Origin of the sequence: Achromobacter aloeverae, assembly GCF_004121055.1 — a bacterium.
Classification (GTDB): Bacteria; Pseudomonadota; Gammaproteobacteria; order Burkholderiales; family Burkholderiaceae_B; genus Bordetella_C; species Bordetella_C aloeverae.
Window position 1 is genome coordinate 1,024,381 of sequence record NZ_PYAL01000001.1, and the last position, 25,013, is coordinate 1,049,393.

Sequence of the window (25,013 nt, forward strand, 5' to 3'; positions counted from 1 at the left end):
GGCTCCAGCATCGATTCGTTCAGGTGTCAGATATCGAGTTCGGCGAGGTTGCCTTTTTCCTCGATCCAGGTGCGGCGTTGCGACGATTCGCCCTTGCCCATGAGCATGTCGAACATGCGCGTGGTGTCTTCCACGGTCAATTCGCCATAGCCCACCGGCAGCAGGCGCCGGGTGTCCGGGTTCATCGTGGTTTCCCACAACTGTTCCGCGCTCATTTCGCCCAGGCCCTTGAAGCGGCTGATGCTCCACGCGCCCTCGCGCACGCCTTCCTTGCGCAGCTTGTCCTGCACGGCCTCAAGTTCTCCGGCGTCCAGGCAATACACCTTGCGCGGCGGCCGCTTGCCCTGCGCCGGCACGTCCACGCGGAACAGCGGCGGCCTGGCGACATAGACGTTCCCGGCCTCGACCAGCTTGGGGAAGTGCTTGTAGAACAGCGTCAGCAGGAGCACCTGGATGTGCGAGCCGTCGACGTCCGCGTCGGAAAGGATGCAGATACGGCCATAGCGCAGGCCGGACAGGTCCGGCGTGTCGTTCGGCCCATGGGGATCGACCCCGATGGCGACCGAAATATCGTGGATTTCATTGTTGGCGAAGAGACGGTCGCGCTCGACCTCCCACGAGTTCAGCACCTTGCCGCGCAGGGGCAGCACCGCCTGGAATTCCTTGTCGCGGCCCATCTTGGCGGAACCACCGGCCGAATCGCCCTCCACCAGGAAGACTTCGGTGCGGCTGGCGTCGCTCGATTCGCAATCGGTCAGTTTGCCGGGCAGCACCGCCACGCCGGAACTCTTGCGCTTTTCGACCTTCTGCGCGGAACGGGCGCGCGCCTGCGCCTGGCGGATCGCCAGCTCGGCCAGCTTCTTGCCGTATTCGACGTTGCTGTGCAGCCACAGGTCCAGGGCGCTCTTGGCGAAGCCGCCCACCAGCCGCACGGCATCGCGGCTGTTCAGGCGTTCCTTGATCTGGCCCTGGAACTGCGGGTCCAGCACCTTGGCCGACAGCACGAAGCTGGCGCGCGCGAACACGTCTTCCGGCAAGAGCTTCACCCCCTTGGGCAGCAGGCTGTGCAGTTCCGCGAAGTTCTTGACGGCGCCGAACAGGCCTTCGCGCAGGCCAGATTCGTGGGTGCCGCCGGCGGGCGTGGGTATGAGATTGACGTAGGACTCGCGCACCACATTGCCGTCTTCCGCCCAGGCCACCGCCCATTGGGCGCCCTCGCCTTCGGCGAAGCTCTCGTGGTCGGCGCCCGCGTATTGGGCGCCCTCGAACATCGGCACCATCAGCTCGGCGCCGCCCAGGGCTTCGGTCAGGTAGCCCCGCAGGCCGTCCTCGTACAGCCAGGTCTTGACCTCGCCGGACTTCTCGGTGGTCAGCGTGACCTTCACGCCAGGCAGCAGCACGGCCTTGCTGCGCAGCAGGTGGGTCAGTTCGCCCAACGGGATATGGGCGGTGTCGAAGTACTTGGCGTCCGGCCATACGCGGACCCGCGTGCCGGATTTCTTGCGCGGCGCGCCGGTGAACGGCGCCAGCGGCTCGGCCACGTCGCCGTCACGGAAGACCATTTGGTGGATGCCGCCATCGCGCCAGACAGTCACCTCCAGGCGCGTGGCCAGGGCATTGGTCACCGACACGCCGACGCCGTGCAGGCCGCCGGAGAAGGCATAGGCGCCGCCGCCCTGCTTGTCGAACTTGCCGCCCGCGTGCAGGCGGGTAAAGACCAGCTCGACCACAGGGGCATTTTCCTCCGGGTGCAGGCCGACCGGAATGCCGCGGCCGTCGTCCTCCACGGAGACGCTGCCGTCGGTGTGCAAAGTGACCTGGATATGCTTGCCGTTGCCGGCCAGGGCCTCGTCAGCGGCGTTGTCGATGACTTCCTGCACGATGTGCAGCGGATTTTCGGTGCGGGTGTACATGCCCGGGCGTTGCCGCACGGGCTCCAGGCCCTTCAGGACCCGGATCGACGACTCGGTGTAACGTGGTGTGGCCAAGTTATCCCCAACATCTGTGGAAAAAAACCGACATTTTACGGAAAGGCTCAGGATTGGCGCGGCTTCCGGTGGAATGCGCACAGTCTGACCAGTACCGGCATGACGGTGGTAACGAAAGGCCCGGTGGAATCCGGTCCGGGCGGGTCTTTTCCGGCACGGGGACCTGGTCCCCGGCCCGCGATTCGCCCCCGGACCGACGGCCCACCGGACCGCGAGGCCGTTTATGCTACACAAAACCGGTGAAGCCTGTTCGTATGGACAGTGGTATGCTTTAATCCTGTCAACTCAAAAACGCCGGGTTTGAGCGCAGGCAATGCGGCGGGACTTCCCCGCCGCAGGCAATGTAGAGGAAAATGAGCGCCAGGGAACCCCTGGTTACTCGCTGGTGTCCCAGGCTACAGGCCTGCCGGATGCAATCCTGTCAGCCACCCGCGGCACGCCATTCCTCGCCGGTTCTGCCGGCCGCCTAGCGCAAAAAACCTAACGAGAAACCGCCATGAGCGACCAAATCAAGCATGTAAGCGACGCCAGCTTCGAAGCCGATGTCCTGAAGTCCGACGTCCCCGTACTGGTGGACTACTGGGCTGCCTGGTGCGGCCCCTGCAAGATGATTGCCCCGATCCTGGAAGAAGTGGCCAAGGAATACAATGGCCGCCTGACCATCGCCAAGCTCAACGTCGACGAGAACCAGGATACGCCCGCCAAGTACGGCATCCGCGGCATTCCGACGCTGATGCTGTTCAAGGGCGGTCAAGCCGCCGCCACCAAGGTCGGCGCCCTGTCGAAATCGCAGCTGACGGCCTTCCTGGACAGCGCCCTGAGTTAATTTTTCCCTTTCTCGCGCGGGCCCGTCCGTGGCCCGCCGCCCCACTCTCCCTCTTTCCTCCCCCAACAACACCGCAATGCACCTGAATGAACTAAAGGCGCAGCACGTCTCACAACTGCTCGAGCAGGCCGCCAAACTGGAAATCGAGAACGCCAACCGCCTGCGCAAGCAGGAGTTGATGTTCGCCATCATGAAGAAGCGCGCCAAGCAGGGCGAGCAGATCTTCGGAGACGGCGTGCTCGAAGTCCTGCCGGACGGCTTCGGTTTCCTGCGCTCGCCGGAAACCTCGTACCTGGCCAGCACCGACGACATCTACATTTCCCCGTCGCAGATCCGCCGCTTCAACCTGCACACCGGCGACTCGATCGAAGGCGAAGTGCGCACGCCCAAGGATGGCGAGCGCTATTTCGCGCTGGTGAAGGTGGACAAGGTCAACGGCCTGGCGCCCGAGGCGATCAAGCATCGCATCATGTTCGAGAACCTGACGCCGCTGCATCCCAATCGGGTGATGAAGCTGGAACGGGACATCAAGAGCGAAGAAAACCTCACGGGCCGCATCCTGGACGTGTTTTCCCCGCTGGGCGCCGGCCAGCGCGCGCTGATCGTCGCGCCGCCCAAGTCGGGCAAGACGGTGATGATGCAGCACATCGCGCACGCCATCACCACCAACTTCCCCGAAGCCGTGATGATCGTCCTGCTGGTGGACGAACGTCCCGAGGAAGTGACCGAGATGCAGCGCACGGTGCGCGGCGAAGTCGTGGCGTCGACCTTCGACGAACCGGCCACCCGTCATGTGCAGGTTGCCGAAATGGTCATCGAGAAGGCCAAGCGCCTGGTCGAACTGAAGAAGGACGTGGTGATCCTGCTCGATTCGATCACCCGCCTGGCCCGCGCCTACAACACCGTGGTGCCGGCGTCGGGCAAGGTGCTGACCGGCGGCGTCGACGCCAACGCCCTGCAGCGTCCGAAGCGCTTCTTCGGCGCGGCGCGCAATATGGAAGAAGGCGGATCGCTCACCATCATCGGCACGGCGCTGATCGAGACCGGCAGCCGGATGGATGAAGTCATCTACGAAGAGTTCAAGGGCACCGGCAACTCCGAAGTGCACCTGGAGCGTCGCCTTGCCGAGAAGCGGGTCTATCCGGCCATCAACCTGAACAAGTCGGGTACCCGCCGCGAAGAACTGCTGATACGCCCGGATCTGCTGCAGAAGACCTGGGTGCTGCGCAAGTTCATCCACGACATGGATGAAATCCAGGCGATGGAGTTCATCCTGGACAAGATGCGCGCGACGAAGACGAACGAGCAGTTCTTCGACATGATGAAGAAGTGAACCCCCCCCGAAGGCGCTGCGCGCCTTCCCCCCCAGGGGGGCAAACCTGCGGACCGGGGGACCCGGATCCGCGGTTTCCCGATTGGGCCGGGGTTCTTTTCCCGATTGGGCTGGGGTTCTTTAGTCAGAGGCTCGCGCGTGGCGCGGGCTTTTTTTATTGGGTAGCGGATTGGGAGGCCTGTGCGTTTGCACAGGCCATTTTTCTTGGCGGACGCGGCGGTTCTTGGGTGGAGGCCTTGCGGAGGGAATCCTGGCGCAAAGCCGAGGTCAATGCTCGATGAATTCGCGGGCCCGGGCGGCGGAGTCGGGTTTGGTGGGGGATTCGAAGGGGGCTACCTTGGGGTCGTTCCAGGTGCCGGAAACGGCGTACTCGCTGGTGAGCGCGCTGGCCAGGGGATGCTTGAGGATCAACTGGCCGAGAAAGGCGCCCAGGCCCAGCAAGGGGTTGACGAAGGCGGTGGCGACGGCGGCGCCGCTGGCGTCGATGTTGGGGACGACGACGGCCTTGAGGTTCCAGGTTTCGTCGATGATGTTGGTGTCGCCGGCCAGGATGATGCTGGCCACCGGCCCCGCGACCTTGTAGTCGTCCGTGTGCGCCACGCCCTTGGACAAGGCGATATGGCCGCGGATGGTGTCGAACGGGAAGCCATCGCGCAACAGGTTGATCGGATTGAAATCCAGGCGGGCAATCCGGTTGACCGACTGCAGCGACAACAACTCCAGCAGCCGGGCGGTGCGCGAGTTGAGATGCACGAACCGCCCCTTGTCCAGGCTGAACTCCACCTTGCCCTCGACATTGGCAAGATCATGTGTCCACGGCAGGTCGTTCCAGGTCAGCGAGGCCGACGCCGATCCGCTGCCGTTGGCCAAGGTGTCCGGCCTGCCCAGGCGACCCAGGAGCTTGCCGACATCCGTCATCTGCACCGACGCATCCACCGTCAGGCCGCGATCCGCACCGCTCAAGCGCCAGATCCCCTTGGCATCCAGCGTCGCGTTATCGTTGGTGACACGCAGCTTGTCCAACTGCCAACGGCGGCCGCGCTCCAGATTCGTGCCGAGCACCTGCAAGGCGCCGACATCCTTGCCATAAAGGCGCAAGGATTCCGCCTCCAGATCGACGGCGGGAATGTCCGATAGGTCGTCGCTGCTCTTGTCCAAGGCGTCGCTGGCCTTGTTGCTATCGCCGGCATCGCCAAAGGCCAGGTATTTGAAGCGGGCAGTCACCCGGCCGGCGACATTGCCCGACGCTTCGCGCCAGGACAGGGAACCGGCCGCCTGCCGCGACTGGACATGCACCCGCCACTGCGTTTCAGCCTGGCGCTCGGCATTCAAGGTGAGGTCGTTCAGCGTCAGGCCGGACATGTGCAACTGCGGGGTCTGGACCGCGATCAGGCTGACGGGCGGCAACAGGGGCTGCGCCGGCGCGGAGGCTGCGCGACGCCCACCGGCGGCCTTGGTGGAAGCCGGGGCCGGCGTCGGGGAGAAGCCGTCGATCAGGTCCTCCCAGGCATCCGCGTCCAGTTCGGGCAGGTTGAGCTTGAGGGTGAAGCCCTGGTCCGGCAGGCTCGCCGGCAGATTGGCGCCGACGGCGCCCCGGGCGAAATACGCGCGGCGATCCGCGGGATCGCGTTCCAGCAGCACATTGATGTTCCGTCCCACGCTGCCCGTCAGCCAGACCCGGTTGCGCGCGCCCGGCGTTTGCGCCGGGCTCCATTGCACCTTCAAGGGCAGCGGCGTGGCGGCCCCCTTGCCGACCGGCGCCGGCATGTCCAACGCCAACCCGACCAGGTCGGATTCGAGCGTCGCGTCGATATTGCCGCCGGGCAGGTACAGCAGGCGGGCGCGATAGTCCGTCTTGCCGCTGATGCGCGCCATGGACTTGGCGCGGAACAACTGTGGCAGCGAGGCGCCGTTGACCGTGCCCTCGAAACGCAAGCCGTTGCGACTGTCCAGCAGGCTGCCGTCGATGCGCAGGGGCCCGCCCAGGAATTGGGCCGCCAGCGCGCGGGCGCTCACGTCCTGCTCGGTAAAGGCCAGTTGGCCACGCACCTGCTGGAGCGGCGGCAACTGCGGGAATAAGGTCAATTCGCTGTTGTCGAAGCTGACCGTGCCATCGACCTTGGTGTCGTCGGGATTCAGCAGGGGAACGCGCAGGGCCAGCGCCAGGCTGGCGTCGCCGGTGCCGCGCGCATCGTCCAGCAGATTGTTCAACAGGCCGCCCAGGGGCGAAGTCTTGCTTGTCGCCAGGTATGTGGCGACGGGCCCGCTGGTCTCGGCGTCCAGGGACAGCTCGGCCTTATGCTCCATGTTGGGTATGCCAGCCCTGATACCGCGCAGCGCGATCGGCGTAGCGGCCGGATCGGGCGGTTGCAGGATGCCGCCGGGCGCGGCATCCACCGTCAATGCCGCGCCGTCGATGGCGAAGCTGCCGTTCAGGCCGGACACCGCCGGCCAGCCCTTGCGCTTGTCATGGGCGGGCGCATAGTCCACGGTCGCGTCGCCGTAGCTGCCGTCGATATGGAACTTGCCGCGCGCATCCGGCTGTGTGTAGGGGAAGTCATCCAGGTCGCCCCGGATCACGAAGCTGGCGCCATGCACATCGCCCGTTCGCAAGCCGCTTTGCAGCCAGTCGCGCGCCTCCTGCGTGACGGTGGTGGGCAGGTAGCGATAAAGGGCGTTCATCCGCAAGCGCGGCAGCTTGCCGGTCAGGTCGGCGGTGCCGGCGGCCGTCTTGCCGGCGGCGCGCCAATGGCCTTGCAGGCTCAGCTCCAGGTCCGTGTTGCGCGCGGCCGCCTGGTGCAGATCGATGCCCAGCACGCCATCGTCGCCCCGCCGCGCCACGGCATCGACGTCGAACTGATCGAGCGTCACGTGCGATTGCTGTAGTACGCCCGGCACGTCCGCGGTCATGGACCGGGCCTGCAACCGCAGCGCCAGGCCTCTCGGCACGGTCGCGGTGGCGCCCAAGGGCGTGGCCCGCTGCCCCTGCGCGCCACCGCTGCGGGCCAGGGCCAGGTCGCCCAGGCTGTTCCAGACGTCGCCCGGCAGGCCGTCGACATGCAATCGCAGCATCTCCGCGGCCACCTTGGCGTCATCCCGCCACTGCCAGCCGACGCCGCGCGCGACCAGGTCGGCCGTCACGGCGCCCAGGCGCCGGCCATCCACCTGCAACCAGGCGCGTCCCGCCAGCCGCCCGCCGGTCGGCGGCAGTTGCACCCACGGCGCCCAGGCCGCGGGGTCCACGTCGACGAGTTCGCCGTAGAGCTGTCCATGCCAGTTGTCCAGGTTGCGGCCGTCACGGGAAAACAAGGAGCGCTCCAGCTCGCCGCGCAAGTCCACGCTGCGGCCCAGTGCGGACGGCAACTGGGCCCGCACCGCGAAACGGTGCGTGAACAAACCGTTGAGCGAGACCAGGCTGGCATCGCGCACCACCAGGTCCGGCGTGCCGCGCAACTCGTCCTGCCAGCGCACGGTCACATGCAGCAAGGCGATCTCGCGCTGGCGCGCCAGCCAGCGCACGGCGGCGGTATCGACCAGGGGGCCGTCGCCGCGCGTGTTCAGGTCTATGGCCTGGCCGGCGACCCACAGGCGGTTGTCGCGGTCGCGCCGCAGCGTCAGGTCCAGTCCTTCGGCCCGCAGGCTGACCAGGCGCGGCACGCTGTCGAACAGGCTGCGCCAGGCCACCACGGCCTGCACGGAAGGCAGGCTTAGAACCGGCGTGGCGGGAGCGGAAATGTAGGGAACGGCATCCTGGCTGGCTGGCGCGTTCGCTGGGCCCGTGGCGGAGGAACCCGTGGCGGAGGAACCCGTGGCGGACGGCGCCGCGCCGGGTGCGCCACCGGCCGGCGCGGCGCCCGCAAGCGCGGCGCCCGCATCGGGCGTCTCGTAGATGCGCACGCTGCTCAGGTTCAAGCGCGGGTTCAATCCATACCAGTCCGCCGAGATCTCGCCGATCTCCACGCGCGCGCCGATGGCCCGACTGGCGTACTCCTCGATCTGCGGCCGCCACTGGTCGATGCGGGGCAGCACCAGGTAGCGCACGCCGAGCAAGGCCACAGCCGCGACAAGGTACACGGTCCAGACGACCCACATCAGGATGCGCAGGATTTTGAAGGAAAAATGCACAGGAAAATGAGCGAGAGGGATAGTCTTGCGGTATCGTCCCCTTATACATGAAATGCCTATCGGCGTCTGCGTAACTCTTTACTAGCCATGTCCGCAGCTCCTCCCCTCGACCCTGCCTCCGACCCTCTCTTCGCCCCCGCGCTTGCCTGGTCCGGCTACTTGCGCCGCCGCTTGCAGGCGTACCCCGAACTGACCAGCTGGCTGGCCGGACATGCCCGGCAGCCCGTCGACCGCGCGGCGCTGGCGCGCTGGCGCGACGAGTTGGCAGCCGGCGCCGGCCACCCGGCCAGCGGCAACACGCCGGCCGGCGCCGACGCGGCGGCGGGTCCGGTGCTGCCGGTCGCGGCCTGCCGCGCCGTCCTGCGCCAATTGCGCGAACGGGTCTTCTGCACGTTGATCGTGCGTGACCTCGCCGGCCTGGCGCCGCTGGAGGAAGTGGTCGGCGCCATGACCGGCCTGGCGGACCTGGCGATCGCCGCGGCCTATCGCAGCGTGGCGGCCGACCTGGCCGAAACGCACGGCATTCCCGTCGACCCGGCCACCGGCAAGCCGCAGGAAATGCTGATCATGGGCATGGGCAAGCTGGGCGGCGGCGAATTGAACGTCTCGTCCGATATCGACCTGGTCATGCTGTATGGCGAGGAAGGCGAAACGCCGGGGCCGCGCAAGCTCAGCTATCACGAGTTCTATGGCCGACTGACCCAGCGCATGATGCCGGTGCTGTCGGAAATGGATGCGCATGGTCACGTTTTCCGCACCGATCTGCGGCTGCGGCCTGACGGCGACGGCAGCCCCCTGGCCTGGAGCCTGGACGCCTTCGAGCTCTACCTGGTCGGCCAGGGCCGCGAATGGGAGCGCTATGCCTGGCTGAAGGCCCGCGCCATCCCCGCCCAGGCCTTCGCGGGCAGCGACAGCGAGGCCCAGTTGCGCCAGATGGAAAGCCTGCGCATTCCCTTTGTCTATCGCAAGTACTTCGATTTCGATGCCCTCGCCGCCCTGCGCGCCTTGCGCGAACGCATCCGCCTGGACTGGCAACGGCGCGCGCTGGGACGCAACGGCATGGACAGCGCCCTGAACATCAAGCTGGGCGATGGCGGCATCCGGGAAATCGAATTCGTGGTGCAGCTATCGCAGCTGATCCGCGGTGGCCGCATGCCGGCGCTGCGCGATCGCGGCTTGCTGGCCGCCCTCCATGCCCAGCGCGACGCCGGCATCCTGCCGGCGGCCGACGCCGAGCGGCTGGAAGCGGCCTATCGTTTCCTGCGCCGCACCGAACATGCCTTGCAATACCGCGAGGACGAACAGACCCATCTGCTGCCGGCCGATCCCGAGCCGCGCGCGGCGCTGGCGCGCGCGCTGGGCATGAGTCCCGAGGATTTCGAGCGCAGCCTGGCGGCGCACCGCGCCTTCGTCGCCGACACGTTCCGCAACGCCTTCGGCATGGCGGGCATGGAGGAAGCGGGCGCCGGCACAGCCAGCCGCCCCGAACCCGGCGCCGACATGGAAAGCGCCTTGATCGACCAGATCCACGAGCTCTTCGGCGAACAGGGTCCGGAACTGGCCGCGCGCGCCACGTCCTTGCTGGGCAGCCATCGCGTGCGCAGCCTGCCGGAGACCAGCCGGCGCCGCCTGGAAACGCTGCTGCCGGCTGCCGTGCAGGCGGCGGCGCGCACCGAGGCGCCCGCGGCGGCCACCGTGCGCCTGTTCGATCTCATCGAGCAGGTGGCGCAACGCAGCGCCTATCTGGCACTGCTGGCCGAATACCCGGACACCCTGGCGCGCGTGGCCCGCATGATGGCCGCCAGCCCCTGGGCCGCGCAGTACCTGACCCAGCACCCCTTGCTGCTCGATAGCCTGATCGACTGGCGCACGCTCTTCGAACCGCTGGATTTCCAGCAGGTCGGCGGCCAGCTGGCCGCCGACCTGGACACCTGCGTGCTGCCGGACGGCAGCGCCGATGTCGAGCGGCAGATGAACCTGATGCGCGACGTACAGCGCCAGGCCAGTTTCCAGCTGCTGGCGCAGGACCTGGAAGGCGAGCTGACGGTGGAGAAGCTGGCCGACCAGCTGTCGGCGCTGGCCGACATGCTGCTGGCCGAGACCATCCGCCGCGTCTGGCCGCTGGTCAATCGCCAGCCGGGCGCCGAGCCGCACTTCGCGGTCGTGGCGTACGGCAAGCTGGGCGGCAAGGAACTGGGCTATTCGTCCGACCTGGACCTGGTGTTCCTCTTCGACGATCCGCGCGAGGACGCTCCGGAGATCTATGCCAAGCTGGGCCGCCGCATGACGTCCTGGCTATCCACCATGACGTCGTCGGGACGCCTGTACGAAGTCGATCTGCGACTGCGGCCGGACGGCGACGCGGGCCTGCTGGCCGTGTCGGTGGAAGCCTTCACGGAATACCAGCGCAAGCACGCGTGGTCCTGGGAACACCAGGCCCTGACCCGCGCCCGTTATGCCGCCGGCGATGCCGCGGTCGGCGCGCGCTTCGAGGGCGTGCGGCGCGACATCCTGCTGGCCCCCCGCGACGTCGCCGCGCTGCGCGCCGATGTGCGGGCCATGCGCGACAAGATCAGCGCCGGCCACCCGAACACCACCGGCAAGTTCGACGTCAAGCACGACCGGGGCGGCATGGTCGACGTGGAATTCGTCACGCAGTACCTGGTGCTGACGCAAGCCGCGGCGCACCCGGTATTGGTGGAGAACCTGGGCAATATCACCCTGCTGCGACTGGCCGCCGAAGCGGGCCTGCTGGAACCCGACCTGGCCGCGCGCGCCGGCGACGCCTACCGTACGCTGCGGCGGGTGCAACACGCGATGCGGCTGCAAGGGCAGGAAAAGGCCCGGGTCGCGCCGGATGCGCTGTCGAGTGAGCGGGCGGCGGTGACGGCGCTGTGGGACAAGGTACTGGGAGACCCGGCTGCGGCTGGGGACAACGCGGCGGGGGCCTAGCCAGCGGGAACCTCGGGAGGACGCCGTCCCTGGGGCGCGCCTGGCGCCAGGACGCCGCCTGGCGGCCATCGTCGTAAAATGGGGGTTTGGTTTCGCCGCGCCTCGCCGGCGTGGGCATCCTGCCCCCGGCCCGCGCCCCCTTCCGCCCCGGTTATCGCCATGTCCGAACTCGTCCGTCCCAAACTCCAGTTGCCAGAAGGACGCCGCAAGGTGCTGTTGCACTCCTGCTGCGCGCCCTGTTCGGGCGAAGTGATGGAAGCCATGCAGGCCTCCGGCATCGACTACGCCATCTACTTCTACAATCCGAACATCCATCCGGTGAAGGAATACGAGATCCGCAAGCAGGAAAACATCCGCTTCGCCGAGCAGCATGGCATCGAGTTCATCGACGCCGACTACGACATGGACAACTGGTTCGAGCGCGTCAAGGGCATGGAGAATGCGCCGGAACGCGGCGAGCGCTGCACCGCCTGCTTCGACATGCGCTTCGAGCGCACCGCGCTTTACGCGCACGAGCATGGCTACGACACCATCACCAGTTCGCTGGGCATCTCGCGCTGGAAGGACATGAACCAGATCAACGGCTGCGGCGAACGCGCGGCCGCGCGCTATCCCGAACTGGTTTACTGGACCTACAACTGGCGCAAGGGCGGCGGGTCGCAACGCATGATCGAGATCAGCAAGCGCGAGAACTTCTACCAGCAGGAATATTGCGGCTGCGTCTACTCGCTGCGCGACACCAACCGGCATCGCCGTTCGCAAGGGCGCGACCGCATACACATCGGCGTCAAGTTCTACGGCCGCGAAGGCTTGATCAACGAAGAAGATATTCAAGGGTAAACCCCAGGGAACCCGCCCTACGCGGCGGATCCTTTCCCCATTTGCCCATATTCACCCGCCATTTGCGCGTATTCTGCCGCCTTTTCGCGCAGCAAGCCCTTCATTCTCGACGTCGCGCCCCTGCGCCATGGAAAAGGCGCGTTTCGCGGGGGCGTACACTCTGGCTGGTTTTTTACGCCTACGAGAATGAGGAAGCAATGAACGGCGCCGAAAGTCTGGTCCATACGCTGCTCAAGAGCGGCATCGATACCTGCTTTGCCAACCCCGGCACGAGCGAAATGCATTTCGTGTCCGCGCTCGACCGCATCCCGGGCATGCGCTGCGTGCTGGCGCTGGCCGAAACCGTGGTCACCGGCGCCGCCGACGGCTATGCCCGCATCGCGGACCGTCCGGCCGCCACCTTGCTGCATTGCGGCCCTGGCCTGGCCAACGGCCTGGCGAACCTGCACAACGCGCGCCGCGCCAACTCGGCCATCGTCAACATCGTCGGCGACCAGGCGACGCACCATCGTCCGCTGGACGCGCCGCTGACCGCCGATACCGAAGGGTGGGCACGTCCGGTGTCGGCCTGGACCCGCACGTCCAGCACCGCCGAGACCATCGGCCGCGATGCCGCCGCCGCGGTCCAGGCCGCGCGCACCTCGCCCGGCCAGATCGCCACGCTGATCGCTCCGTCCGACACCTGCTGGAACCCCGGCGGCGTGGTCGCCGACGCCCTGGACGTGCCGCCCGCGCCCACCGTGGACGAAGGCGTCCTGAGCGCCATCGCGCGCATCCTGCGCACGGGCGAGCCGGCCGTGCTGTTCATGGGCAATGACGCGCTGCGCGAGGGCCCGCTGTCCGTGGCCGGCCGCATTACGCAGAAAACCGGCGCGCGCATGATGGCGCCGACTTCCAACCGCCGCGTCGAACGGGGCGCCGGCCGCCAGCCCATCGCCCGCCTGCCCTACGCGGTCGAGCCGGCGCTGGCCGCGCTCAAGGGCGTCAAGCACCTGATCCTGGTCGGCGCCAAGGCGCCGGTGGCGTTCTTCGCCTATCCCGACAAGCCGGCGCTGCTCTATCCCGAGGACTGCCAGATCCACGTCCTCAGCCGTCCCGAGCAGGACCAGGGCGACGCCCTGGCCCGCCTGGCGGACATGCTGGCCGCGCACGAAGCCGCGCCGGTGGCGGAGCGGGTGCGCATGGAGCCGGCGCGCGGCGCCGTCACGTCGGAAGCCGTGGCACAGACCGTCACGGCCCTGCTGCCGGACCATGCCATCGTCGTCGACGAGGGCGTGAGCTTCGGTCGCGCGTTCTACCCCGGCACGGTCAACGCCGCGCCGCACGACTGGCTGCAGATCACGGGCGGCGCCATCGGCAACGGGCTGCCGCTGGCCACCGGCGCGGCCATTGCGGCCCCGGGCCGGCGCGTGGTGTCCTTGCAGGCCGACGGGTCCGCGATGTATTCGCTGCAAGCGCTGTGGACGCAGGCGCGCGAGCAGCTGGACGTCACCACGGTGATCCTGGCCAACCGCAAGTACGCCATCCTGCTGGGCGAACTGGCGGGCGTCGGCGCCGCGGCGGGCAAGACCGCCATGGACATGCTGGACCTGACGCGCCCGGCGCTGGACTGGGTCAAGCTGGCCAACGGCATGGGCGTGGAAGCGGCCCAGGCGCAGGACATGGACCAGTTCGCGGACCTGCTCGCCGCCGCCAACAAGCGCAAGGGGCCGTTCGTGATCGAACTGCTGATCTGATCCGGCGGACGGAAACAGGTACGCGGGCCCCCACGCCGATGGCGCGGGGGCTTTTTTTCGTCTCGAACCGCCCCCCGGGAAAAAAAAACGGGACCGTCAGGAAGACGGCCCCGCTCTTTTTATCCGGGCGCAGCGGCGGCGGACGGCGCCGCCTTGCCGCGCTTACTGCAAGGTGCGTTCGAACACCAGCTTGCCGTCGCGCACATCCACCGGCACCACGTCGCGCGGACCGAAGCGGCCCTCCAGGATCAGCTTGGCGACCGGATTCTCGATCTGCTGCTGGATCGCGCGCTTCAACGGCCGCGCGCCGAACACCGGATCGAAGCCCGCGCGGGCGATCTCCTTCATCGCGGCATCGCTGATCTCCAGCCGCATCTCCTGCTTCTCCAGCCGCTCGCCCAGCCGCTTGAGCTGGATGCGGGCGATCGACTCGATGTGCTGCGCGGCCAGGCCGTGGAAGACCACCACCTCGTCGATGCGGTTGAGGAACTCCGGCCGGAAAGCCTGCTTGAGTTCGTCCCACACGACTTCCTTGATGACTTCGTAAGGCTGCCCCGCCATCGACTGGATGTGCTGCGAGCCCAGGTTGGACGTCATCACCACCACCGTGTTGCGGAAGTCCACCGTGCGACCCTGGCCGTCGGTCAGGCGGCCGTCGTCCAGCACTTGCAGCAGCACGTTGAAGACATCCGGATGCGCCTTCTCGACTTCATCGAGCAGGATCACGCTGTAGGGCTTGCGCCGCACCGCCTCGGTCAGGTAGCCGCCTTCCTCGTAGCCCACGTATCCCGGGGGCGCGCCGATCAGGCGAGCCACCGAATGCTTCTCCATGAACTCGCTCATGTCGATGCGGATAAGATGTTCCTCCGAATCGAACAGGAACTCGGCCAGGGCCCGCGTCAACTCGGTCTTGCCGACGCCCGTCGGTCCCAGGAACAGGAACGATCCATAGGGACGCGAGGGATCGGACAGGCCGGCCCGCGAACGGCGGATGGCGTCGGACACCAGGCGCACGGCCTCGTCCTGCCCCACCACACGGCGATGCAGGAAGTCTTCCATGCCCAGCAGCTTTTCGCGCTCGCCTTCCATCATCTTCGACACGGGAATACCGGTGGCGCGCGACACGACCTCGGCGATTTCCTCGGCGCCCACCTGGGTACGCAGCAAGCGCGGCCGGCCCGGTTCGGCCTCAGCCTTTTCCGCGCCGCTCTCGGCGGACTTCAAGCGCGCTTCCAGCTCGGGCAGCTTGCCGTATTGCAGCTCCGCCAGCTTGTCGAACTGGCCCTTGCGCTGCAACTCGGCCATCTCGGCGCGCACCTGGTCGATCTCTTCCTTGATGGCCTGGCTGCCTTGCACGGCGGCCTTCTCGGCCTTCCAGATTTCCTCGTAGTCGTTGTACTCGCGCTGCAGCTTTTCCAGTTCTTCCTCGATCACGTTCAAGCGGCGCTTGGAGGCCTCGTCGGACTCCTTCTTCACCGCTTCGCGCTCGATCTTCAACTGGATGATGCGGCGGTCCAAGCGATCCATCACCTCCGGCTTCGAATCGATTTCCATGCGGATGCGCGCCGCCGCCTCGTCGATCAGGTCGATGGCCTTGTCGGGCAGGAAGCGGTCGGTGATGTAGCGGTTGGACAATTCGGCCGCGGCCACGATGGCCGGGTCGGTGATTTCCACGCCGTGGTGCAGTTCATAGCGTTCCTGCAAGCCGCGCAGGATGGCAATGGTCGACTCGACGTCGGGCTCGCCCACCAGCACCTTCTGGAAGCGGCGCTCCAGCGCGGCGTCCTTTTCCAGGTACTTGCGGTACTCGTCCAGCGTGGTCGCGCCGATGCAGTGCAGTTCGCCGCGCGCCAGCGCCGGCTTGAGCATATTGCCCGCGTCCATCGCACCCTCGGCCTTGCCGGCGCCGACCATGGTGTGCAGCTCGTCGATGAAGACGATGTTGCTGCCGTCGTCCTGCGCCAGCTCCTTCAGCACGGCCTTCAGGCGCTCCTCGAACTCGCCGCGGAACTTGGCGCCCGCCAGCAGCGCGGCCATGTCCAGGGACAGGACGCGCTTGCCGCGCAGGCTTTCCGGCACTTCGTCGTTGACGATGCGCTGCGCCAGGCCCTCGACGATGGCGGTCTTGCCCACGCCCGGTTCGCCGATCAGCACGGGATTGTTCTTGGTGCGACGTTGCAGGATCTGGATGGTCCGGCGGATTTCGTCGTCGCGGCCGATGACGGGGTCCAGCTTGCCTTCGCGGGCCCGCTCGGTAAGATCCAGCGTGTACTTGGCCAGCGCCTGGCGGTTCGATTCGCCCTCGGCGCCCTGCACGCTTTCGCCGCCGCGCACGGCGTCGACGGCGGATTCCAGGGCCTTCTTCTGCAGGCCCGCTTCACGGAGGATGCGGCCGGCCTCGCCCTTGTCGTCGGCCAGCGCCAGCAGGAAAAGCTCGCTGGCGATATAGGTATCGCCGCGCCGCGCCGCTTCCTTGTCGGTGCGGGTCAGTACGGCTTGCAGGTCGCGGCCGACCTGCACATTGCCCTCGCCCTGCACCTGCGGCAGGTTCTGCAAGGCCAGGTCGATCGCCGGCTGCAGCCGGTTGACGGCCACGCCGGCGCGCGCCAGCAGGCTGCCGGCGCCGCTGTCGGCGTCGGACAGCAAGGCCGCCAGCACGTGCACGGGCTCGATGTATTGGTTGTCGTTGCGCGCCGCCAGGCTTTGCGCGTCGCCCAGCGCTTGCTGGAATTTGGTGGTCAGCTTGTCGAATCGCATAATGTTCGCTTTGGCCCCAGTGCCACCGAGCCGCGGGGCGGTTCGTGACGGCGGGCGCTGAATATGGAGTTGGACATCCGGCCTGGGACGGCCGGCTCGATGATCAGCAAATGCGGGCTGGACAGCCGTTTTCAAGACCCTGGCTGGGCCAGGGACATTCCATGAGCATATACGTTTTTGTCTACGGGACCCTGCGCGCCGGCGAAATCAACGACCTGGCGCGGGCGGCGGCGCGGCGGGGCCTGACGGCGCCGCGGCCGGTGGGCCGGGGGACGGTGCGGGGCACGCTATATGATTTTGGCGACTGGCCCGGGCTGCTGCCGGACGGCGGCGGCCAGGCCATCGTGGGCGACATCCACGAGGTGGATCCGGCCCTGCTGGCGCTGATGGACGAAATCGAGGAAGTCGATCCCTCGGGCGGGTCGTGTTTCCTGCGGCGGAAGACCCGGGTAAGGCTCGAAGCCCCGGCGCGGGCGGCCGGGGGCCGAGGCGAGGTCGGGGTCGGCGTCGGGAAGGAGACCTTCCTGGACTGCTATTACTATCCGATCGATCCCGCCTGGGCCGGCGCCGCGCTGGCCACGCCGGCGACCGATTGGGTCGCCTATCGGCGCGGCCGCGCCAGGCCGGCCTAGACTTCCTCGTACAGCGGCAGGGTCAGGAACTCGGCGAAATCGTCCTGGGTGCTCATCTGCTCGAAGATCTGGGCAGCACGGTCGTACGCCTTGCTGGGGCCGGCGACTTCGTGAACCTTGGCCAGCTCCTCGGGGATGAGCTTGCGCACCAGGTCGGGCGTGACCTTGGCGCCGCCCTCCAGCACGCCCTTCGGCGAGCGTATCCATTGCCACACCTGGGAACGGGAGATTTCCGCCGTGGCGGCGTCTTCCATCAGGTTGTTGATCGGCACGCAGCCGTTGCCGTCCAGCCAGGATCCCAGGTAGTGGATGCCGACGTTGATATTGGCGCGCAAGCCGGCTTCGGTGATGGGCGCCTCCGGCTGGAAATTCAACAGGTCGGCGGCCGCCACGGCGACGTCGGGCCGCTGCTTGCCGATCTGGTTGGGCGCGTCGCCCAGCACCTTGCGGAATTCCTCCATCGCCACGTCGACCAGGCCCGGGTGTGCGACCCAGCCGCCGTCATAGCCGTCGGTGGCGTCACGCGCCTTGTCGGCGCGGATGCCGGCCATGGCCTGCTCGTTCTTGACGGGGTCGTTCTTGATCGGAATCAAGGCGCTCATGCCGCCGATCGCCGGCGCGTTGCGGCGGTGGCAGGTCTTGAGCAGCAACAGGGCGTAGGCGCGCATGAAGGGCGACGTCATGGTGACCTTGGCGCGGTCGGCCAGGCAGAAGTCGCGCTCGACCTTGAACTTCTTGATGCAGCTGAAAATGTAGTCCCAGCGGCCGGCGTTCAGGCCGGCGCTGTGCTCGCGCAGCTCGAACAGGATCTCGTCCATTTCGAAGGCGGCGAGTATCGTTTCGATCAGGACCGTGGCCTTGATGGTGCCCTGCGGGATGCCCAGTGCCTTCTGCGCGTGCACGAAGATGTCGTTCCACAGGCGCGCCTCCAGATGGCTTTCCATCTTGGGCAGGTAGAAGTAGGGGCCGGAACCGCGCGCCAGCAGCTCCTTGGCGTTGTGGAAGAAGTACAGGGCGAAGTCGAAGATGCCGCCCGAGACGCGCTGGCCATCGACCGTGACGTGCTTTTCGTCCAGGTGCCAGCCGCGCGGGCGCACCAGCAGCACGGCGGGCTTGTCGTTGAGTTTGTACGACTTGCCATTCTGCTCAAGGGAGATGGTGCGACGCACGGCCTCCATCAGGTTGACCTGGCCGTTGATCTGGTTGTGCCAGTTCGGCGTGTTGGAGTCCTCGAAATCGGTCATGTAGCTGTCGGCGCCGGAATTCAGGGCGTTGATGACCATCTTGCGTTCGACCGGGCCGGTGATTTCCACGCGGCGGCAGAGGAGGTCCTGGGGCAAGGGGGCGATGGTCCAGTCGCCTTCGCGCACGGCGCGCGTGGCGGGCAGGAAGTCCGGCTTTTCGCCCTGGTCCAGGCGCTGGGCGCGGACGGCGCGGGCGGCCAGCAGTTCCTGGCGGCGGCCCTCGAACGCGCGATGCAGGCCGGCGACCAGGGCCAGGGCGTCATGGGTGAGGACGGTCTCGAAGCCGGTTTCGATAGGCGCGTCGATCGCGACGCCGGCGGGCAGGGTCAGGCTCATGAGGGCTCCGGAATATTGGCGGGCAAGGGGGACAGTTTACGGAGGGGATATTGAATTAAAAAGGATATAAAAGTAGATTCATCTTTTATTTTAGGTATCGAATTACTGGGGCCGCCGCAGGGAGCAGGAGCCCTGGCCTCGTAATCGCTCCCGAGCCGAGCCGGGGCCTTCGGCCGGCGCCCTCCCGCCCGCGCAGCTGGCCGGCCGGGCCACGCTGGGCCGCGTTGGGCCGAGCCGGGTCGGGTTGGGTTGGGTCGGGCCGAGCCGAGCCGAGCCGAGCCGAGCCGAGCCGGGCCGGGCTGGACCGGGCCGGGCCGGGCCGGGCCGGGCCGGGCCGGGCCGGGGCCGAGCCGCGGTCAGGGTCAGGGCCAGGACGAGGACCGGGGCGGGCCGGGCCCTTGGGGCGTTCCCAGCCCCGAGGGCGGGTCGGCTGCCCCGGGGCCGTACGGGCCCACCGAACGACAGTCCCTTTTCTTCAGGAGTCTCCTTGGACCGCTTCAAGCAACTACAGACCTTCGTCGACGTCGCCACGCTGGGCAGCATGTCCGCAGCCGCGCGGGCGGAGGGTGTGACGGCGGCCATGGTCGGGCGGCGCATCGACGCGCTGGAGACCCGCCTGGGCGTGAAGCTGCTCGTGCGCACCACCCGCCGCCTGTCGCTGACCGCCGAGGGCAGCGCCCTGCTGGAATACGCGCAACGCATCCTGCGCGACCTCGACGACAGCGAGAACCTGATCGCTTCGGGCAGCGCGCGCCCCAGCGGCCACCTGCGCATCAGCGCCCCGGCCGGCTTCGGCCGCCGCCATGTCGCCCCCCTGCTGCCCGCCTACACCGCCGACCATCCCGACGTCAGCGTCACGCTGGACTTGAGCGACCGCCTGGTCGACCTGATCGAGGAGCGCTACGACTGCGCCGTGCGCATCGGCGACCTGAACGACTCCAGCCTGGTCGGCATCCGCCTGGCAGACAACCGCCGGGTGGTGGTCGCCTCCCCCGCCTACCTGGCCCGGCGCGGAACGCCCGCCACGCCGGCCGACCTGGCGCGCCACGACTGCCTGTCCTTCGGCAACCAGGCCAACCAGGCGCGCGGCTGGCTGTTCACGATAGACGGCCAGGTCCAGGCGCAGCGGATAGGCGGACGACTGGAATGCAGCGACGGCAGCGTCCTGCACGAATGGACCCTCGCGGGTTGCGGCCTGGCCTGGCGATCGATGTGGGAAGTCCGCCACGACCTGGCGCACGGCCGCCTGCGCACCGTGCTCGACGACTACGCGGCGCCCCCGAACGGCATCTATGCGGTGCTGCCCGAACGCCGGCACTCCCCCGCCCGCGTCCGCGTCTTCGTCGATCTGCTGCGGCGAACCTATGCGGCGGCCGACTACTGGGACGCGCCGGGCGCCTGACCGTCACCCGCACGACCGTCGAAATCCGCTGAAACAGGCCTCGCGCGACCAGCCGCGCAAACCGCGCGCGCATAACGGATGGACGCCCGTTCCCAGGCATACAATGCGGCAACGCCAAATCGCCGGTGTCCCATGTCTGCTCGCGCTTTCCTGTCCGCCCTGCCCGCTGTCGCGGCGCTCTGCGCCTTGCCGCTGGCAAGCGCGACCCACGCCGCTCCCGCCTCGCACGGCCCCGCCCCCTCCTGGCAGACACTGGAACTGGGCCGCCCTGGCCACCACTACCCCTTCCCGGTCTACGCCAACGTCGACCTGGCGCGCGCGCACCTGGACAAGATACGCCACGTGTTGATCATCATCCATGGGCGCAACCGCAACGGCGACGACTACTTCCAGACCGGCGCGAACATCCTGGCCCTGAGCCCCGGCGCCGACGGGGATACCCTGCTGCTCGCGCCCAAGTTCCCCGCCGCCATCGACCGCGGTTTCGACAAGATGCCGGCCTGGAGCCACGGCCGCTGGTCATCCGGCGAAGCCAGCATCAAGGCCGCGCGCCGGCCCGCGCCGGTCAGCGCGTTCGAGGTCCTCGACGATCTGCTTGCGCGCGTCGCCGACCAGCGCCGCCTGCCCTTGCTGCAGGACGTGGTGATCGCGGGTCATTCCGCCGGAGCGCAACTGGTCCAGCGCTATGCCGTCTTCAACGCGGTGGACGAACGCATCAGGCGCGGCGGTGTCGACATGCGCTACGTCATCGCCAATCCCTCGTCCTATGTCTACCTGTCCAAGGACCGCCCCAAGGACGACGGCAAGGGCTTCGCGCCGTTCAATCCCGGCCAGTGTCCGGACTACAACGCCTACAAGTACGGCCTGGAACACCTCCCCGCCGGGCTGCCGGCCAGCGGCGTCGGGCCGGCCACGCCCGCGCAGGAAGCCGTGCGCCTGGCGCGCCGCTACGCCGGCAGGTCGGTGACCTATCTGCTGGGCGGCGCCGACAACAATCCGGAACACCGCCTGCTGGACAAGACCTGCGCCGCCGAGGCCCAGGGCGCCACGCGCCTGGCGCGCGGCAAGGCCTATGTGAAATACGAACAGTGGCTGCCCGCCAACCAGAAGCTGAAAATCGAGCACCAGGCCTACGAAGTGGCCGGTGTCGGCCACGACAGCCGCCGCATGTTCAACTCGGAATGCGGCGTGCGCGAACTGGTCGGCAAGAACGCGCAGGCGGTGACCGGGGCCGCCCCCTGCACGCCGCTGCGCTAGGCGGCGGATTCCAACGCGATCAGCCGGCGCGCCCGGTCCGCCGGTTTGTTATCGTATCGCCATGCCGCGCGACGCCGGCGCCCCGACTCTCACAGGTTAAGAAGAATCATGTCCCTGGAATCGAACTATCACGCCATCCTGCAATCGCTGGGCGAGGATCCCGACCGCGAAGGCCTGCGCGACACGCCCAAGCGCGCCGCCAAGGCCATGCACTACCTCTGCCAGGGGTATCGGCAGTCGCTGGAAGAGATCGTCAACGGCGCGCTCTTTTCCTCGGACACGAGCGAGATCGTGCTGGTCAAGAACATCGAACTGTATTCCCTGTGCGAGCACCACATGCTGCCCTTCATCGGCAAGGCCCATGTCGCTTACCTGCCCAAGGGCAAGGTGCTGGGCTTGTCCAAGGTCGCGCGCATCGTCGACATGTACGCGCGCCGCTTGCAGATCCAGGAAAACCTCAGCCGCCAGATCGCCGAGGCCGTGCAGCAGGTCACCGGCGCATCGGGCGTGGCGGTGGTCATCGAGGCGCAGCACATGTGCATGATGATGCGCGGCGTGGAAAAACAGAATTCGTCCATGGTGACGTCCGTCATGCTGGGCGAATTTCACGATAATCCCGCCACGCGTGCGGAATTCCTCAATCTGATTCGTTGAGTATCGGCGTCAACCTGGAGTCCTAATTGAAAGCATCCCGTATCTTCGTCGCCGGGGCCGCCCTGGCCTTCGCCGCGGCAAGCCATGCCCAGTCCAACGCGGTCGAGACCCTGCCGTCCGGCGTACGCATCGAGACGGTCACCGCCGGCAAGGGCATGAAGCCGACGGCCGACAACACCGTCACCGTGAACTATCGCGGCACGCTGGCCAACGGCACCGAATTCGACAGTTCCTACAAGCGCAACCAGCCTATCTCGTTCAGCCTGCGCCAGGTCATTCCCTGCTGGACCGAAGGCATCCAGCACATGGCGGTCGGCGGCAAGGCCACGCTGTTCTGCCCCGCCAAGACGGCCTACGGCGCACGCGGCGCCGGCGGCGTCATTCCCCCGAATGCGGACCTGACGTTCGAAGTGGAACTGATCGGCGTTCGATAAACCGGCGTCGCCCCAGGAAAACGCCCGCATCGGCTCTTCACCGATGCGGGCGTTCTCATTCGGCGCCGCGCCGCGGCGTCAGCCGCCCTTGCCGGGCCGCAGTTCGAAACTGGCCGCTTTCACGTCTTCCGAATCCAGCCCGATATAGACATTGAAGCGCCCCGGCTCGACCACGCGCTTGAGGTCGTTGTCGTAGAAGGCCAGGTCATCCCGCGCGATGGTGAAGCTGACTTCCTTCTCCTCCCCCGCCTTCAACAGGATTTTCTGGAAGCCCTTGAGCTCCTTCACCGGACGGCTGATCGACGCCACCGGATCCTGCAGGTACAGCTGCACCACCGTCGCGCCGTCGCGCGCGCCGCTGTTGCGCACCGTCACGCTGGCGCGCACCGTGCCGCCCATGGGCACCGACGCGGCCGAAAGCCTGACGTCCGACACATCGAAGGTGGTGTAGCTCAGCCCGTAGCCGAAGGGGAACAAGGGCCCGTTGGGCGCATCGAAATAGCGGGACGTGTACTTGTCCGGATGTTGCGGGTCGAAGGGGCGGCCCGTGTTCAAGTGGTTGTAGTAGATCGGGATCTGGCCCACCGAACGCGGGAAGGTCATCGGCAGCTTGCCCGATGGATTGACGTCGCCGAACAGCACGTCGGCCACCGCATGGCCGCCTTCGGTGCCGGCGAACCAGGTCTCCAGCAAGGCATCGGCGTTGTCCTTCTCCCAGCCCAGCGCCAGCGGCCGGCCATTCATCAACACCACCACCAGGGGCTTGCCGGTCGCCTTCAGCGCCTTGAGCATCTCCTCCTGCCCGCCCAGCAAGGTGATGTCCGACCGGCTGGACGCTTCATGCGCCATGCCCTGGGTCTCGCCCACCACGGCCACCACCACGTCGGCCTTGCGCGCCGTCTCGACGGCCTCGTCTATCATCTGCTGGCGCGTGCGCGTGTCGTCCTCGACGTCCTTTTCATAGAGGTTCAGGTACTTGACGATCTCCGGATCGTCGACCACGTTGGCGCCGCGCGCATACAGCAGCGTGGCCTTGTCGCCGACGGCATCGGCCATGCCCTGGTACAGCGACACCACCTGGCCCGGCACGCCGGCCGCCGACCAGTTGCCCATCATGTCGCGCTGGCTCTTGGCCAGCGCGCCGACCACGGCGATGGTGCCCTGCTTCTTCAGCGGCAGGGTCTGGTTGGCGTTCTTCAGCAGCACCAGGCTCTGCCGCGCCACATCGCGGGCGGCCTGGCGGTGCATGCGGCTTTCGGCGTTGGTGTCGGAAGGGTCGTCCGCCGCGACGCCGACGTGGCGATAGGCATTCTGGAACAGGCCCAGGTCGTACTTGACGCGCAACACATCGCGCACGGCGCGATCGATGTCCGCCTGCTTGATGCGGCCCGCCTGCAACAAGGGCTTCAGGTTCTTCCCGTACATGCTGTCGCTCATGCTCAGGTCGGCGCCGGCCGTGATCGCCAGGCGCGACGCATCCTCGCCGTCGGCGGCCACGCCATGCTTGATCATCTCCATGATGGCGCCGTGATCGCTGATGGTCACGCCCTTGAAGCCCCACTGTTTGCGCAGCACGTCCTGCAACAGCCACTTGTTCGCCGTGGCCGGGACGCTGTTGATGGCGTTCAGCGAGATCATGACGCCGGCCGCGCCCGCGTCGATGGCCGCCTTGTAGGGCGGCAGGTAGTCCTGGAACATGCGCTGCGGGCTCATGTCCACCGTGTTGTAGTCGCGGCCGCCCTCGATGGCGCCGTACAACGCGAAATGCTTGACCGCCGCCAGGATATTGCCCGGCGCGGCCGGGTCGGCGCCCTGGTAGGCATGCACCAGCGTCGCGCCGATGCGCGAGACCAGGTAGGTATCCTCGCCGAAGCCCTCCGAATTGCGGCCCCAGCGCGGATCGCGGGAAATGTCCACCATGGGCGAGAAGGTCATGTTCAGGCCGTCGGCGCTGGCCTCGATGGCGGAAATCCTGCCGCTCAGGGCGACGGCGTCCATATCCCAGGTGGACGCCAGGCCCAGGCCGATGGGGAATATCGTGCGATGGCCGTGCACGACGTCGTACGCGAAGAACAGCGGGATCTTCAAGCGGCTGCGCACCGCGGCGTCCTGCAACAGGCGGATGTCCGGCCGGGTCACGGTATTGAATATGCCGCCGACCTTGCCGGCCTCGATATCGCGGATCAGCACGTCCTTGTGCGCGTCCGGCCCGGCGTCGACGCTGACCAGGCGTAGCTGGCCGATCTTCTCGTCCAGCGTCATTTTCTGCATCAGGCGGGTGATGTAGGCCTCGCGGTCCTCTCCCGTCACCGGCCGGTGGGTGTCTCCCGATACGGCCGGTCGGCCCTGCGTAAAGGCGGGTGCACTGGCCAGGCTCAGCAAGAGGAGGCCCAGCATGCGGATTTTTTTCATTGTCTTGACGTTCCAGCGTATGGGGCGGCGCGCCTCCACGCTGCCAGCCCGTTGTCAGTTGAGGGGTCGAGTGTGCCACAGGATG

General features: G+C 67.4%; 15 protein-coding genes. 10 read left to right on the forward strand and 5 right to left on the reverse strand.

Translation table 11 applies throughout. From position 1 onward, the window contains the following. Positions 1-26: 26 nt before the first annotated feature. The gene (locus C7R54_RS04505) at positions 27-1,988 is read right to left on the reverse strand and encodes a DNA topoisomerase IV subunit B (protein ID WP_192903583.1); all 1,962 of its coding nucleotides are present in this window, start codon (positions 1,986-1,988) and stop codon (positions 27-29) included. Positions 1,989-2,484: 496 nt separating this feature from the next. Between C7R54_RS04505 and trxA the strand changes: the two genes are divergently transcribed. Together trxA and rho are read left to right on the forward strand one after the other, a co-directional pair. Beyond that, positions 2,485-2,814, forward strand: coding sequence for a thioredoxin TrxA (trxA, locus tag C7R54_RS04510; protein ID WP_129148948.1), 330 nt, complete (start codon positions 2,485-2,487; stop codon positions 2,812-2,814). A 76-nt stretch (positions 2,815-2,890) separates the two neighbouring features. Then, entirely contained in the window at positions 2,891-4,147 is a 1,257-nt protein-coding gene (gene rho, locus C7R54_RS04515; protein ID WP_129148949.1) for a transcription termination factor Rho, read from the forward strand. Positions 4,148-4,414: 267 nt separating this feature from the next. Here the strand turns inward: rho and C7R54_RS04520 are convergent, their stop codons facing one another. Then, a complete protein-coding gene (locus C7R54_RS04520) occupies positions 4,415-8,272 on the reverse strand; it encodes a YhdP family protein (protein ID WP_158021148.1) in 3,858 nt (1,285 codons plus the stop codon). Between the two features lie 87 nt (positions 8,273-8,359). Between C7R54_RS04520 and glnE the strand changes: the two genes are divergently transcribed. The 3 genes from glnE to C7R54_RS04535 all read left to right on the forward strand — a co-directional run bounded on the left by glnE (position 8,360) and on the right by C7R54_RS04535 (position 13,800). Continuing rightward, positions 8,360-11,224, forward strand: coding sequence for a bifunctional [glutamate--ammonia ligase]-adenylyl-L-tyrosine phosphorylase/[glutamate--ammonia-ligase] adenylyltransferase (gene glnE, locus C7R54_RS04525; RefSeq protein WP_129148951.1), 2,865 nt, complete (start codon positions 8,360-8,362; stop codon positions 11,222-11,224). A 159-nt stretch (positions 11,225-11,383) separates the two neighbouring features. After that, positions 11,384-12,064, forward strand: a complete 681-nt coding sequence (locus tag C7R54_RS04530; RefSeq protein ID WP_129148952.1) for an epoxyqueuosine reductase QueH — start codon at positions 11,384-11,386, stop codon at positions 12,062-12,064. Between the two features lie 197 nt (positions 12,065-12,261). Then, positions 12,262-13,800: an acetolactate synthase large subunit gene (locus C7R54_RS04535; protein WP_129148953.1), complete on the forward strand. Its 1,539-nt coding sequence runs from the start codon at positions 12,262-12,264 to the stop codon at positions 13,798-13,800. Between the two features lie 162 nt (positions 13,801-13,962). Here the strand turns inward: C7R54_RS04535 and clpB are convergent, their stop codons facing one another. Continuing rightward, complete coding sequence (gene clpB / locus C7R54_RS04540) at positions 13,963-16,557, reverse strand: ATP-dependent chaperone ClpB (protein WP_129148954.1); 2,595 nt, start codon at positions 16,555-16,557, stop codon at positions 13,963-13,965. A gap of 161 nt (positions 16,558-16,718) precedes the next feature. Here clpB and C7R54_RS04545 point away from each other — a divergent pair, with 161 nt between their 5' ends. Further along, positions 16,719-17,189, forward strand: a complete 471-nt coding sequence (locus tag C7R54_RS04545) for a gamma-glutamylcyclotransferase family protein (protein ID WP_129148955.1) — start codon at positions 16,719-16,721, stop codon at positions 17,187-17,189. Here C7R54_RS04545 and aceB read toward each other — a convergent pair. Continuing rightward, positions 17,186-18,769, reverse strand: a complete 1,584-nt coding sequence (aceB, locus tag C7R54_RS04550; RefSeq protein WP_129148956.1) for a malate synthase A — start codon at positions 18,767-18,769, stop codon at positions 17,186-17,188. The genes C7R54_RS04545 and aceB overlap by 4 nt on opposite strands. A 487-nt stretch (positions 18,770-19,256) precedes the next feature. Between aceB and C7R54_RS04555 the strand changes: the two genes are divergently transcribed. From C7R54_RS04555 to C7R54_RS04570, 4 genes are all read left to right on the forward strand, one after another. Then, complete coding sequence (locus tag C7R54_RS04555) at positions 19,257-20,171, forward strand: LysR family transcriptional regulator (RefSeq protein ID WP_129148957.1); 915 nt, start codon at positions 19,257-19,259, stop codon at positions 20,169-20,171. Positions 20,172-20,303: 132 nt separating this feature from the next. After that, a complete protein-coding gene (locus tag C7R54_RS04560; RefSeq protein WP_240039367.1) occupies positions 20,304-21,428 on the forward strand; it encodes a hypothetical protein in 1,125 nt (374 codons plus the stop codon). Between the two features lie 108 nt (positions 21,429-21,536). Beyond that, complete coding sequence (gene folE, locus C7R54_RS04565) at positions 21,537-22,082, forward strand: GTP cyclohydrolase I FolE (RefSeq protein ID WP_129148959.1); 546 nt, start codon at positions 21,537-21,539, stop codon at positions 22,080-22,082. Positions 22,083-22,108: 26 nt separating this feature from the next. Then, the gene (locus C7R54_RS04570; RefSeq protein ID WP_129148960.1) at positions 22,109-22,516 is read left to right on the forward strand and encodes an FKBP-type peptidyl-prolyl cis-trans isomerase; all 408 of its coding nucleotides are present in this window, start codon (positions 22,109-22,111) and stop codon (positions 22,514-22,516) included. A gap of 78 nt (positions 22,517-22,594) precedes the next feature. On the opposite strand, the gene bglX is transcribed toward C7R54_RS04570, so the two are convergent. Further along, entirely contained in the window at positions 22,595-24,928 is a 2,334-nt protein-coding gene (bglX, locus tag C7R54_RS04575; protein ID WP_129148961.1) for a beta-glucosidase BglX, read from the reverse strand. Between the last annotated feature and the right edge of the window lie 85 nt (positions 24,929-25,013).

Coding starts and splice junctions, on each gene's coding strand:
- trxA (WP_129148948.1), top strand. CDS start 2,485: ATGAGCGACCAAATCAAGCATGTAAGCGACGCCAGCTTCGAAGCCGAT.
- C7R54_RS04545 (WP_129148955.1), top strand. CDS start 16,719: ATGAGCATATACGTTTTTGTCTACGGGACCCTGCGCGCCGGCGAAATC.
- aceB (WP_129148956.1), bottom strand. CDS start 18,769: ATGAGCCTGACCCTGCCCGCCGGCGTCGCGATCGACGCGCCTATCGAA.
- C7R54_RS04560 (WP_240039367.1), top strand. CDS start 20,304: ATGTCTGCTCGCGCTTTCCTGTCCGCCCTGCCCGCTGTCGCGGCGCTC.
- clpB (WP_129148954.1), bottom strand. CDS start 16,557: ATGCGATTCGACAAGCTGACCACCAAATTCCAGCAAGCGCTGGGCGAC.
- folE (WP_129148959.1), top strand. CDS start 21,537: ATGTCCCTGGAATCGAACTATCACGCCATCCTGCAATCGCTGGGCGAG.
- C7R54_RS04535 (WP_129148953.1), top strand. CDS start 12,262: ATGAACGGCGCCGAAAGTCTGGTCCATACGCTGCTCAAGAGCGGCATC.
- bglX (WP_129148961.1), bottom strand. CDS start 24,928: ATGAAAAAAATCCGCATGCTGGGCCTCCTCTTGCTGAGCCTGGCCAGT.
- rho (WP_129148949.1), top strand. CDS start 2,891: ATGCACCTGAATGAACTAAAGGCGCAGCACGTCTCACAACTGCTCGAG.
- glnE (WP_129148951.1), top strand. CDS start 8,360: ATGTCCGCAGCTCCTCCCCTCGACCCTGCCTCCGACCCTCTCTTCGCC.
- C7R54_RS04530 (WP_129148952.1), top strand. CDS start 11,384: ATGTCCGAACTCGTCCGTCCCAAACTCCAGTTGCCAGAAGGACGCCGC.